12 protein-coding genes and 1 pseudogene are annotated in these 12242 nt (G+C 73.1%); 7 read left to right on the top strand and 6 right to left on the bottom strand.

The genetic code is table 11. From position 1 onward, the window contains the following. Both FNX44_RS28070 and FNX44_RS16545 read left to right on the top strand, forming a co-directional pair. Positions 1–690, top strand: a pseudogene (locus tag FNX44_RS28070) (transglutaminase); the annotation flags it as partial. Positions 691–788: 98 nt separating this feature from the next. Next, the gene (locus FNX44_RS16545; RefSeq protein ID WP_143649032.1) at positions 789–1175 is read left to right on the top strand and encodes a nuclear transport factor 2 family protein; all 387 of its coding nucleotides are present in this window, start codon (positions 789–791) and stop codon (positions 1173–1175) included. A 290-nt stretch (positions 1176–1465) separates the two neighbouring features. Here FNX44_RS16545 and FNX44_RS16540 read toward each other — a convergent pair whose 3' ends face one another. From FNX44_RS16540 to FNX44_RS16530, 3 genes are all read right to left on the bottom strand, one after another. Then, complete coding sequence (locus FNX44_RS16540) at positions 1466–1864, bottom strand: SCO2097 family morphological protein (protein WP_143649031.1); 399 nt, start codon at positions 1862–1864, stop codon at positions 1466–1468. 288 nt (positions 1865–2152) lie between these two features. Beyond that, positions 2153–2902: a methyltransferase gene (locus FNX44_RS16535; protein WP_143649030.1), complete on the bottom strand. Its 750-nt coding sequence runs from the start codon at positions 2900–2902 to the stop codon at positions 2153–2155. Between the two features lie 91 nt (positions 2903–2993). Beyond that, positions 2994–3482, bottom strand: coding sequence for an SAV_6107 family HEPN domain-containing protein (locus FNX44_RS16530; protein ID WP_143649029.1), 489 nt, complete (start codon positions 3480–3482; stop codon positions 2994–2996). A 200-nt stretch (positions 3483–3682) separates the two neighbouring features. Here FNX44_RS16530 and FNX44_RS16525 point away from each other — a divergent pair, with 200 nt between their 5' ends. The 5 genes from FNX44_RS16525 (at position 3683) to FNX44_RS16505 (ending at position 9816) form a co-directional block, all read left to right on the top strand. Continuing rightward, positions 3683–4573 (top strand): ATP-binding cassette domain-containing protein, encoded by an 891-nt coding sequence (locus FNX44_RS16525; RefSeq protein WP_143649028.1) that lies wholly within the window; start codon positions 3683–3685, stop codon positions 4571–4573. Continuing rightward, positions 4545–6752, top strand: a complete 2208-nt coding sequence (locus tag FNX44_RS16520) for a YhgE/Pip family protein (protein WP_143649027.1) — start codon at positions 4545–4547, stop codon at positions 6750–6752. Before FNX44_RS16525 ends, FNX44_RS16520 begins: the two co-directional genes overlap by 29 nt. A 58-nt stretch (positions 6753–6810) precedes the next feature. Next, positions 6811–7452: a TetR/AcrR family transcriptional regulator gene (locus FNX44_RS16515; protein WP_143649026.1), complete on the top strand. Its 642-nt coding sequence runs from the start codon at positions 6811–6813 to the stop codon at positions 7450–7452. Between the two features lie 247 nt (positions 7453–7699). Continuing rightward, positions 7700–8311, top strand: coding sequence for a DUF4126 domain-containing protein (locus FNX44_RS16510; RefSeq protein WP_143649025.1), 612 nt, complete (start codon positions 7700–7702; stop codon positions 8309–8311). A 95-nt stretch (positions 8312–8406) separates the two neighbouring features. Next, entirely contained in the window at positions 8407–9816 is a 1410-nt protein-coding gene (locus FNX44_RS16505; RefSeq protein ID WP_143649024.1) for a phytoene desaturase family protein, read from the top strand. A gap of 28 nt (positions 9817–9844) precedes the next feature. Here FNX44_RS16505 and FNX44_RS16500 read toward each other — a convergent pair whose 3' ends face one another. From FNX44_RS16500 to FNX44_RS16490, 3 genes are all read right to left on the bottom strand, one after another. Beyond that, the gene (locus FNX44_RS16500; RefSeq protein WP_143649023.1) at positions 9845–10975 is read right to left on the bottom strand and encodes a chromosomal replication initiator protein DnaA; all 1131 of its coding nucleotides are present in this window, start codon (positions 10973–10975) and stop codon (positions 9845–9847) included. A gap of 19 nt (positions 10976–10994) precedes the next feature. Continuing rightward, positions 10995–11912, bottom strand: a complete 918-nt coding sequence (metF, locus tag FNX44_RS16495) for a methylenetetrahydrofolate reductase [NAD(P)H] (RefSeq protein WP_143649022.1) — start codon at positions 11910–11912, stop codon at positions 10995–10997. 80 nt (positions 11913–11992) lie between these two features. Next, positions 11993–12242: thiamine phosphate synthase (locus FNX44_RS16490; RefSeq protein WP_173019207.1), on the bottom strand; the 250-nt coding region annotated here is incomplete at its 5' end.

Below are 12242 nucleotides of genomic sequence, written 5' to 3'. Positions count from 1 at the left end.
GCGCCCACCCCCACCGAGCGCGACGACTGCCCGCCCGAGCTCCGCCGCGCCGGCGAGTGCGACGCCCGCGAACAGGACGCGGCCGCCGGGGCCGGCGGCGACTTCCCCTGGTCGGCGGTACTGCTGACGGCCGCGGCACTCCTGGCGCTGCTCACCCTGCTGGCGCCGCTGCTGTGGCGCACGGCGGTCCGCTCGCGGCGGCTCGGCGCCCGCGCCCGCACCGCCGGGCCGCGCGCCGCGACGCTCGCCGCGTGGCGGGAGCTCCTGGACACCGGATGGGACCTCGGCGTGGCGCCCGACGAGGCCGCCAGCCCGCGCGGCGCGGCCCGCCGCCTCGTCGACGGCGGCCGGCTCGACGGCGAGGCCGCCGCGGCGGCCCACCGCGTCGCCACAGCCGTCGAACGCACGCTGTACGCGCCGCCCACGCCGCGGGGCGCGGCGGATACCGCGCAGGACCCGGCGGGGAACCCTGACCCGGACCTGGCAGCGGACGTACGGCTGGTGGCCGCCGCGATGCGCGAGCACGCCGACCGGCGGACCCGGCTGCACGCACTTCTCCTGCCGCGTTCCTGCGTACGGGTGAAGTGGGCGGCACAGGACCGCCGCGCGGCAGCCGCTTGCCGTCTCCGCTCCACCGCCGACCGCGCAACCGCCCGCCTCCGCCCGACCCTCTCCCGCCGCCGCACCTGACCCGCCTCCCCGCGGGGAGGCGGGTCAGGTGCGGCGAGGGCGGAGTCAGCGGCTGTTTCGGTTGTGTGTGCCGAGTTCAGCAACTCCAGGATGGTCTGATGAAACCCGACACGGACAGCAGCGTGACCGAGGCGATCACTCGAGAGCTGGAGTTGATGAGCCCGGCCGTGCGGACCTCAAGGGTGCTGGCGGACGAACTCCTGGACCCGGAGTTCGTGGAGGTAGGCGCCTCGGGTCGTAGGTGGGTCCGTGAGGCGATGCTCGCTGAGCTGCCGGACATGCCGGGGGCCGCTGAAGACGGCCCGCAGTACGTACCGGCGAACATGTCCGGCGTGGTCCTGGCGCCAGGCGTTGTGCACCTGACGTACGAGACCACGATCGACGGTAGGCGGGCACGCAGAAGCTCGATCTGGCGAAAGACGGACGAGTGCTCCGGATGGCGGATGTACTACCACCAAGCCACGCCTGTGCCGGACGGTCCCTAGAGGGCAGCGCCTGCGGCCGCCTGGCCGCCTCGGAGGTACCTGGCGGCCGTGGCTGGCCGGCGGTCGGCCGCCGACGTTCCGGTGAGCGGCCCGCCATCCCGCTGGCCGGCGGGAAGAGCCGGGCAGCCCGCACTCACGCGGTGAGTCGGTCGGACCTCGTCGATCCAAACGAGTGACGGGCGCCGCCGGGGCCCGTCGGGCGGCGTGCGGCTGGGCACGGAAACGGGCGCCCCGGAGCTGTCCGGGGCGCCCGTTCGAGCGCTGTGTCACGGCCGCTTGGCGGCCGTGTGTTACTGGCGTTCGTCGCGGCGGCGCTGCCACCGCTGCTCGATACGGTCCATCATCGACCTGCGCTGCTTGGGGCGCCGAGCGGAGCCGCCGCCACCGGACCGGCCTGAGCCGTCGGTCTGGGCGGTCTTGGGGCCCTTGCGCCATCCGGTCACCGCCAGGACAGTGCATCCGAGCATCACGAGGAAGCCGAGAACACTGACCCAGATGATCTGCGCGACCATTCCGGACATCAGGAGAGCGATGCCCACCAGGAAGCCCGCCACCGCCTGATAGACCCGCTTACGGGACGGTGCGCGCAGCTCACTTCCCTCGAGCGCTGTCGCGAACTTGGGATCTTCGGCGTACAGCGCTCGCTCCATCTGCTCGAGCATCCGCTGCTCGTGCTCAGAGAGCGGCACGTGGTCCTCCTACTCGTCGGTCGCGGGGGCGAACCGTTGCGACCCTTCCAGGATAGGCAGGGAATCGCCCCCGTGAAACCCGCCCCTATCCACCAATTCCGCCCAGGTGGTCGGTACCGGTGGACACAGCAGTGGCCAGTTCATTCCCTTACTACCCGTCCGTCATGCCCGACGGCGTCCTCCGATCATACGGCTCCCGGCGCCGGTCCGTCCGGCCGTGCTCACTCCGGCACGAAGGCGTGCTCGCTCCGGCGCGTCGGCGGCCGCCTGGGGAGCCCGGCGGCGGGGTCAGCGGGAGTGGGCCAGCAGGTGGAGCTGGGTGGCCACGGCGTGGAAGGCGGGCAGCTCGGCGGCGGCGGCCTCCAGCTGGGCCAGCGCCTCGACGGCCTGCGGTTCGGTGTCGACGAGCGCGCCGGGGACGAGGTCGCTGAAGACCCGTACGCCGTGCACGGCGGCGATCTCCAGGCCCGTCTCCCCGACGAGCTCCCGGAGCTGGTCGGGGGTGAAGCGGCGCGGCACCGGGTCGGAGGAGCCCCAGCGGCCGTCCGGGTCGGTGAGAGCACGGTGGGCCTCGGTGAAGTGCCCGGCGAGTGCCCGCGCGAGCACGGCACCGCCCAGCCCGGCGGCGAGCACGCTGAGCGTGCCGCCCTCGGGGCGCAGCGCGGCGACGGCGTTGGCCAGCCCCTCGGCCGGGTCGTCGACGTACTCCAGCACGCCGTGGCACAGGACCGCGTCGTAGCCGCCGCGCTCGGCGACCTCAAGCAGACCGTGCGCGTCGCCCTGGACACCGCGCACCCGCTCGGCGACGCCCTCCTCCGCGGCACGCCGCTCCAGCGCGAAGAGCGCGTTGGGGCTGGGGTCGACGACGGTCACGCGGTGGCCGAGGGCGGCCAGCGGCACCGCGAAGTGACCGGAGCCGCCGCCCGCGTCGAGCACGTCGAGCGCCTCCCGACCGGCGCTCGCGGAGCGCCGTTCGAGGGCGTCCTTCAGTACCTCCCAGACCACGGCGGTTCGGAGGGCTGCGCGGGGGCGGGTCATGGCGGTGCTCCTCGGCGGATGATCGGGATTGCCGGGGCCTAACCCTATTGCCTCCGCGCGAGCCTCCGGGAACACGCCGCCCCGCGCCTCGCTACGAGGTGCGGCGCAGAGCGGCGGGCGGCGTCTCGGCGCGGGCGGCGGGCAGTGTGGGCAGCGTGAGGAGCAGCCGTTCCACCATGCGGAGGAAGACCCCGGCGTCCCGCAGGAGGTCGTCCGCCTGGCGGTCGCTCACGGCGTCCCTGAGACCGGCCTCGGCCCGGGCCCGGCGGGCGGCGCCGCCGGCGAAGTACCCGCTCCACTCGGCCAGTTCCGGGGCTATCTCGCGCAGTACGTCCCAGGCGCTGCGGATGCGGCGGCGGGCCCGCTCGGACGTCTCGGGCCGCCCGCGCGCCGCGAGCACCGCGGCGGCCGCGCGCAGGGCGGCGAGATGGGCGGTGGCGTAGCGCTCGTTCGGCGTCTCCAGGGTGGCCGCCTCCTCCAGTCCGCGGCGCGCCTGCGCGAGCAGGTCGAGCACGGCGGGCGGGGCGGACGCCTGGCGGAGTACGGGATGGATGTCGCTCGGGGGCCCGGACAGCTTCATGGACTGGTGCCTCCTTGTCGGCGGTTCTCCGCGCGTTCTGCGCGCCTCTGCGCGTTCTCCGCGCCTTCTCGGTGGTGCTTCCTTCGCATCCTTCGTTTGTCCGTACGTACGCACCCATCGTGGACCCCACCACTGACAAACGGCTCCGACCTGCTGCTATGGTTTTGAACTGACCGGTCAGTTCAAAAAGGGGAGGGTGTATGCCAGGGGCGGGAATCACCGCCGAGCGCCTGGGCATGACCGGGCCGCGCGGCCCGGTCTTCGAGAACGTGGACGTCCAGGCGCCGCCCGGTTCGCTCGTCGCCGTGGAGGGCCCCTCGGGCTCCGGGCGCACCTGTCTGCTGCTGGCCCTCACCGGCCGCATGCGCGTCACCTCCGGGACCGCGCGGGTCGGGGGGCATCCGCTGCCGAAGAAGATGGCCGCCGTCCGCGCGGTCTCCGCGCTGGGCCCGGTGCCCGGCGTCACCGACCTCGACCCGGCGCTCACCGTCGCCGAGCAGCTGCGCGAACGTTCGCTGCTGCGCCGCTACCTGCGCGGTTGGCGGCTGGAGCGGAACGCCGAGCGGCGGGCCCGCATCCGGACGGCGCTCGACCTCGTCGGTCTCGACCCCGAGGCGCTTCCCCGGGGGCTGCGCACGACCGTGCGGGACCTGGAACGGCTGGAGGAGCTGCGGCTGGGCCTCGCGCTCGCCCTGCTGGACGGTCCGCGCCTGCTGGCCGTCGACGACCTCGACATGAAGCTGTCGGACGCCGAACGTGCGTCGGCCTGGGAGCTGTTGCGGACGATCGCCGAAAGCGGCGTCACGGTGCTCGCGGTGTGCAGCCAGGCGCCACCGGACGCCCTGGTCGTCCGCACGGGCGCGAGAGGCGAGGACAGGACCGAGGACGAGGCCGACGCCGGAACCGACGGCGAAGTCGCGACCGACGCCGAGTCAGAAGACAACGCAGACGCAGACGACAACGCAGACGCCCGCCCAGGCGCAGACGCAAACGCAGACACAGACGCAGACGCAGACGCAAACACAGACGACAACGCCGCAACCGCGAAGGGGGAAGCCGACGATGCGCTCGCCGAGGCTCGCCGCGCTTGAGCTGAAGCGCTTCGGCAGGGGGAAGCTGCCGCGCGCGGCGATGGCCGCGATGCTGCTGATCCCGCTGCTGTACGGGGCTCTGTACCTGTGGTCGTTCTGGAACCCCTACGACCGGCTCGACCGCATCCCGGTCGCCCTGGTCAACGAGGACCGGGGCACCACGGTGAAGGAGGACGACGGCGACAAACGGCGGATCAGCGCCGGTGACGACATCGTGGAGGGCCTGCGGGACAGCGACACCTTCGACTGGCGGGAGGTCGACGCCGCCGAGGCCAAGCGCGGCGTCGCCGACGGCACGTACTACCTGTCGCTGACCATCCCCGACGACTTCAGCGCCAAGGTCGCCTCCAGTTCCGGGGAGGACCCGGAGACCGGCGCGCTGCGGGTCCGCACCAACGACTCCAACAACTACATCGTCGGGCAGATCTCCCGCACGGTGTTCTCCGAGGTGCGCGCCTCCGCCTCCACCCGCACCTCCGGCGGCTTCTACGACCGCATCTTCATCTCCTTCTCCAATCTCCACAAGGCCACTTCGGACGCCGCCGACGGCGCCAAGGAGCTGGACGACGGCCTGGGCAAGGCGAAGGACGGCTCGGGCGACCTGGCCGACGGTTCGGCGAAGGCCAAGCAGGGCAGCGCCGACCTCAAGCAGGGCGTGGGCGACCTGCACCAGGGCAGCGTCCGTCTCGTCGAGGGCACGGGGAAGCTCACGGAGGGCACCAAGCAGCTCGTCGACAAGGTGAACGGGCTCAACAAGAAGCTGGAGCCGCTGGCCAGGCCGAAGAACGGCGAGGACATCGCGACCGTGGCCGGCGAGGTCGCCGACGGCGCCGCCACCGCCCGGCGGGTGGTCGCCGCGCTGCCGCGGGACGCCCAGGAGTCGGCCCGACTCGGCCGCCGGGCGGCCGACGGCTCGGCGAAGGTCTACTCGGCGGTCTGCGAGCGAACCGGCGGCCCGCCCGCCCCCGTCCCGGGCGACGGCGGCGCCGGTACCGACGGCGACGGCGACGGCGAGTCGGCGGGAGCCGACGACGGCGCCGCGCGCTCGGCGCCCCCCGCCGACGGCGTGGACTGCGCGGAGTTCAAGCGGAACGTCGACGAGGGCCGCAAGGCCGCCGAGTCGGCCGAGACGGTGAGCAAGCACGTCAGGGAGAACGGCGGCAACCTCGACACCCTTCAGCGGGACCTCGCCAAGCTGGAGCGGACCGCCCGGCAGATCGAGAAGCGGGCGCCGAACCTCGGATCCGAGCTGGACAAGGCCGTCCGGGACGCCAATGCCCTGCACCGGGGCGCGCAGAGCGTCAACAGCGGGGCGCGTCAGCTGAACAGCGGCCTGGCCTCCGCCGCCGGCGGTGCCGGTCGCCTCGACAGCGGCCTGGCGGACATCTCCAGGGGCGCCCGTTCGCTGGACGGCGGCCTGTTCAAGCTGGCCGACGGCTCCGGCGAGCTGTCCAAGGGGCTGCGCGACGGCGCGGAGAAGATCCCCGACTACGACAGCAAGGAGCGCGAGGAGCGCAGCGAGGTGATGGCCGACCCGATCCGGCTGGTCACCGAGAACAGCAACGCCGCGGCCAACTACGGCACCGGGTTCGCGCCGTACTTCATCCCGCTCTCCCTGTGGGTCGGCGCGATGGTCTGCTACATGCTGCTGGCGCCGCTGAACCGCCGTGCGCTGGCCGCCGGCGCCCCTGCGTGGCGGACGGCGCTGGCCGGACTGCTGCCGGTGGCCGCCATCGGGGTGGCCCAGGTGCTGACGCTGATGGCCGTGCTGCACTACGGGCTCGGTCTGGAGATGGACCGCGCCGTCGGCACGGTGGGCTTCCTGCTGCTGGTGACGGTCTGCTTCGCCGCGATCATCCAGTGGCTGAACGCCAAGTTCGGTCCGGCCGGCCGCATCCTGGTGCTCGCCGTGCTGATGCTCCAGCTGACCTCGGCCGGCGGTACCTATCCGGTCGAGACCAGCCCCGGCTTCTTCAACGCGATCCACCCCTTCCTGCCGATGAGCCACGTGGTGGGCGCTCTGCGGGTGCTGATCACCGGAGGCGACCTGGCACCCGTGTGGCAGGCGTGCGGCGTGCTTGTTGCCTTTACCGTGGGTGCTCTCGCCCTCACGGCGCTCACCGCGCGTCGCAGCGCCGTGTGGACGATGAAGCGGCTGCACCCGGAGCTGTCCCTGTGACGGCCCGGACCGGAACGCGCGGAGGAGTCAGGCACCGTATGAGGAGAAGACCGGCCAGATGAGAACAGACAGCGGCACTGGCACCCGGGGCGGCGCCCGCCGGGCGGCCACCCGGCAGAAGCTCTACGAGGCGGCGGTGACGCTGATCGCGGAGCAGGGCTTCTCCTCCACCACGGTGGAGGAGATCGCCGAGCGCGCCGGCGTGGCGAAGGGCACCGTCTACTACAACTTCGCGAGCAAGACGGAGCTGTTCGAGGAGTTGCTGAAGCACGGCGTCGACCTGCTCAGCGGTGAACTGCGCGAGGCCTCCCGGACCGCCGCCGAGCGCGGCGGCGGCCGGGTGGACGAGCTGGACGCGATGATCCGGGCCGGGCTGCTGTTCATCGACCGCTATCCGGCCTTCACCCAGCTGTACGTGGCCGAGCTGTGGCGCACCGGGCGGGCCTGGCAGGACACGCTGATGGTCTCCCGGGCACGGGCGGTCGCCGTGGTGGAGGAGGTGCTGCGCAGGGGCGTCGACGAGGGCGAGTTCAGCGCCGAGATCGACGTGCAGCTCACGGCGGCGGCGCTCACCGGGATGGTGCTGGTCGCGGCGCTGGACTGGAAGGCGTTCCAGGCCGAGCGCTCGCTGGACGAGGTGCACGCGGCGCTGTCGCTGCTCATCCAGGGGAGGGTGGGCGGCGACGGTCGGTGCCGGTAGCCCCGGCACCGACCGCACCCCCTCGTTCCCCCTGTTCCCCCGGCGGGCCGGCGTCGCCGCCGCCGGCCCGGTCGCGGCCGGTCGGCCCGCAGCTCCGCCACCCCGTGTCGGCGGTGCGCGGGCCGTTCCCGCCGTGCACCACCATGCCGCCCGGGTGCCGCCCGGCCCATCCGTGCGGATACTCAACTCCCCTACTGAGTAGGAGTGCTCAGTAGGCCGTGGGGTCCGGGCCGATACGATCGGCGCCGTGTCCGTACTTCCTCTGATCTTCACCAGCGGCTGGGCCAGCGGCATCAACGCCTACGCCGTCGTCCTGCTGCTCGGCCTCTTCGGCGCGACCGGCGTCTCCGACGACGTGCCGGAGGCGTTGCAGCGCCCCGACGTGCTGATCGTCGCGGGCGCGCTGTTCCTGGTGGAGGCCGTCGCCGACAAGATCCCGTATGTCGACAGCTTCTGGGACGCGCTGCACACCGTCGTACGTCCCGTCGCCGGCGGTGTGGTTGCGGCGCTGCTCGCAGGTGAGGACGGTTCGCTGTCGCAGCTCGCGGCGGGCGCGGTGGGCGGCACCACGGCGCTGATCAGCCATCTGGTCAAGGCCGGCACCAGGATGGCCGTCAACACCTCGCCCGAACCGGCCAGCAACATCGTGGTCAGCCTGCTGGAGGACCTGACGGTGGCCGGCGTGGTCACCTTCGCCATCTTCCATCCGGTCGCGGCGTCGATCGTCGCCGCCGTACTGCTGCTGATCGGCGTGCTGATCACCTTCTTCCTGGTGCGCCGCATCCGCGCCTTCCTGCGCCGCCGCCGCGAGAAGCGGCTGGCGAAGCGGCAGGGCCTGGCCGGACCACCCGCCGGCTAGAGCCTGGCCGGTCCACCCGCCGGGTGGCGACACCCGCCGCTGCCGTGTGGGGGACGGTTCCGGTGCTGGTCAGCGGGGCGGATACAGTCCCAGCCATGGCAGAGATCGTGGTCATCGGAGCCGGAATGGGTTCGCTCGCGGCGGCGGCGCGGCTGGCCGTCGCCGGACACCGGGTCGCCGTGTACGAGCGCGGCGGAACGTACGGCGGCGCGCTTCGCCGGTTCGAGAAGGACGGCTTCGTCTTCGACACCGGGCCGGGGCTGCTGCCGCTGCCCGCCGTGTGGCGGGACCTGTTCGTCAAGACCGGCAAGGCCGCGCTCGAGGACCGCGTCGAGCTGCGCCAGGTCGACCCCGACGTACGCCATGTCTTCGAGGACGGCAGCGAGTTGACGTTGCCCGCCGCATCCCGGGCCGGTGTCATCCGGGCGCTGGACGAGGCGCTGGGCGCGGGCAGCGGCGAACGCTGGACGGCGCTGGTCTCCCGCGCCCGCGCCGCCTGGGACGCCACCCGCCGTCCGCTGCTGGAGGAGCCGCGCACCGTCGACGGCCCGCACCAACCGCTGCCGGACCCCTACCCGGCGCGGCGGCGCGGGCTGCTGCGGCGGCGCACCCCCACGCTCGCCGAGATCGCCCGGGACGAGCTGCGCGACCCGAGGCTGGAGCGGATGCTGTGCTCGGCCGTCCGGCTGCACGGCCTCGACCCGAGAACCGCGCCGGCCGCCGCGTCGGTGCTGGTCTACCTGGAGCAGACGTTCGGCAGCTGGTACCCGGTGGGCGGCATGCGGGCACTGGCCGACTCCGTGCACGAGCGCTGTCTGGAACGGCGGGTGGAGTTCCACTACGGCGCCGAGGCGGCACGGGTTGTCGTCGAGGACGGCCGGGCGGTCGGCGTGGAGTTCACCGACGGCACGACGGTGAACGCCGACGCGGTCGTCGACGGCACCGGCCGACTCGCCCCCCAGGACAACGGCTCGGCCCCGGACGCCGACCACTCCCCCGCCGGCGCCGCCGCCCGGCACACGCTGCTGCTCGCGCTGCGCGGCCCCCGCCCCGCCGACACGGTCCACCGGACGGTGGTGCACGGCGACGAGCCGGTATGTGTGCTGCGCCCGGACGACCCCAGCCTGGTGCCCTCGCCCGACGAGCACGAGGCGGTGGTCGTCTCGACGGTCGTCCCGGCGGGTGCGGTTCCGGGCGAGGAGGGTGTGCGGCGGCTGCTGTCCGCCGCCGAGCGGGCCGTGCCCGATCTCGAGGACCGGCTGCTGTGGCACGTCTCCCGCACCCCGGCCGACAACGAGGCGGAGACCGGTGCCCGGGGCGGCGCGGTGCCGCCCCCGGCGCTGGCTGGTCGGCCGCTGCCGACGGCCAACCTGGGCCGAACGCAAGGCTGTTACGCGGTCGGCGGCTGGGCGCATCCGGGCGGCGGGCTGCCGCACGCCGGTATGTCGGGGGCGATGGCCGCCGGGCTGCTGGTCGAGGGCGCGGAGTGGCGCGGCTCGCGCTGAGGCCGCCGCCTGTCCGGCGGGCAGGGCGTCAGTAGCGCTGCTGCGGGTCGTAGTAGCCGGGCTGCCCGTCCGCGGGCGGCTGCGGCGGCTCCTCGGTCGCCCGCTGCTGCGGCACCCAGACGCCGCCGGGCGGTGTCTCCTGGTAGCCGGGCTCCGGCGTCTGGTACCCGGCGTAGGACTGGTCGCCGTACCCGGTGTAGGACTGGTCGCCGTAGGCCTGGGTGCCCTGGGCGTCGTAGCCCTGGCTCGGGTGGCCGTGCGCGTCGTACCCCTGCGTGTCGTAGCCGGGAGCGCCGTAGGGCTGGGTGTCGTAGCCCTGGGAGTCGTAGGGCTGCGGGTTGTAGGACTGGGGGTCGTAGCCCTGCGTCTGGTAGTCCTGGCCGCCGTAGGACTGCGTGGACGCGTTGTCGCCGTAGCCGCCCTGGCCGTTGTCGCCGTAGGTGCCGGGATGACCGAGGTACTGGTCGGCGGTGCCGTAACCGAACGCGGGGCTGTGCTGGTCCTGGGACGTCGGGTCCGGCGGTGCGCCGGGGAGCCCCTGGCCGGGCCAGCCCGTCGTCGGGTAGGAGCCGGTGTCGTACGCGGTGGTGTCGTACGAGCCGGTGTCGTACGTGCCGCTGCCGTGGGAGCCCGTGTCGTACGTCCCGGTGTCGTAGCCGCCAGGAGCTTCGGAGGACCAGCCGGCGCCCGCGGCCGGTGTGGCGTACGTTTCGGCGGGGGTGCGGGTGTCCTCCGGCTCGGCGCGGTCGTAGACGCCGTACTGGCCCGTGTCGTCGGGCATCGGCTGCGGCAGATAACTGGCGGTCTCCTCCAGCTGGGAGACCTCCAGCACGGGGTCGGCGTCGGCGGGCGGCGGGGCGACGGGGTCGCCGCCCTCGGCCTTGCGCCGCCGGCTGGTGCCGGGTTTCCCGCCCAGCGACCAGCCGGTGGAGAATCCGCTGCGGAAGGAGAGCGTCACGAACAGCTGGCCGGTGCCGAAGGCGACGGCGCCCAGCAGGATGACGGCGATCAGCTGCGTCAGCACGCCCAGGACGACGCCGAGGAAGCCGAAGAACGCCAGCAGCCGCCAGCGCAGCCGTGCCTTGTACTGGAGCAGTACCTCACCGAGGAGCCAGACGGCGACGCAGCCGAACGCTATGTAGAGGACCGTCCAGCCCATGTAAGCCCTCCCGGCGAGACTAGGGCCTCTCGTGCAGCCCCAGGTTCTCGTAGATCTCCAACGTCGCCGTGGAGTGGTTGAGGGTGATGAAGTGAAGACCGGGGATGTCCTCGTCCATCAGCCGACTCGCCAGCTCCGTGGCGTACTCGATTCCGATCGAGCGTACAGCGGCCGGGTCGTCCTTGACCGCCAGGATGCGCTCGGCCAGTTCGGGCGGGAACGTGGCGTTGCTCAGCCGCGCGAACCGTTCGATCTGCCGCACGTTCGTGACCGGCATGATCTCCGGGATGATCGGGGTCTGGCAACCCGCCGCCGCGACCCGGTCGCGCAGCCTCAGGTAGTCCTCGGGGTAGAAGAACATCTGGGTGATGGCGTAGTCGGCGCCGGCCCGGCACTTGTCGACGAAGTGCCGGATGTCGCTCTCCCAGTCGGTGGAGCGGGGGTGCATCTCGGGGTAGGCGGCCACGCCGACGCAGAAGTCGCCGGCCTCCTTGATCATCTCGACCAGTTCGACGGCGTACGCCACGCCCTCGGGGTGCGGCACCCACTCGCCCATCGGGTCGCCCGGCGGGTCTCCGCGCAGCGCGAGCATGTTGCGGATACCGGCGTCCGCGTACTGGCCGACGATGTTCCGCAGCTCGGCCCGCGAGTGGTCGACGGCGGTCAGGTGGGCGACGGGGGTGAGCGTGGTGTCGGTCGCGATGCGCTCGGTCGCCCGGACGGTGCCCTCCCGGGAGGAGCCGCCGGCGCCGTAGGTCACCGAGACGAAGGTGGGGCGCACCGCCTCGATCCGCCGGATGGCGTTCCACAGGGTGCGCTCGCCCTTCTCCGACCGTGGCGCCATGAACTCGAAGGAGTACGACTGCTCGCCGGAGGCGAGCAGCTCACGGATGGTGAGCGCGCGGTCCGTTCTGGTGGATGCGATACCGAGGGCCATGTCACGCAGGCTAACCCTCGAGTAGGGCTCTGAGCAGCAGCGTCCATCAAGTGGACCGTGATCGTTCGTGAATTGGCCGATCAACGACCCCGGAGGCGCTTGCTCAGCTCGGCCGCCGCGTGGTACGGGTCGGCGGCCTCGGTGAGGGCGCGGACCACCACCACCCGGTCGGCGCCGGCTTCCAGCACCTGGTCGAGGTTGTCGGCATTGACGCCGCCGATGGCGAACCACGGACGCTCCGAGCCGGTCTCGGCGGTTCGCCGGGCGGCGTGTCGGACGAGGTCGAGGCCGGGGGCGTGCCGGCCGGGCTTGGTGGGGGTGGGCCAGCAG

It is taken from the genome of Streptomyces alkaliterrae (assembly GCF_007097205.2).
In the GTDB taxonomy this organism is placed as follows: Bacteria; Actinomycetota; Actinomycetes; order Streptomycetales; family Streptomycetaceae; genus Streptomyces; species Streptomyces alkaliterrae.
The sequence above is the reverse complement of the archived record's forward strand: the minus strand, read 5'-3'. Positions and strand labels throughout refer to the sequence as shown.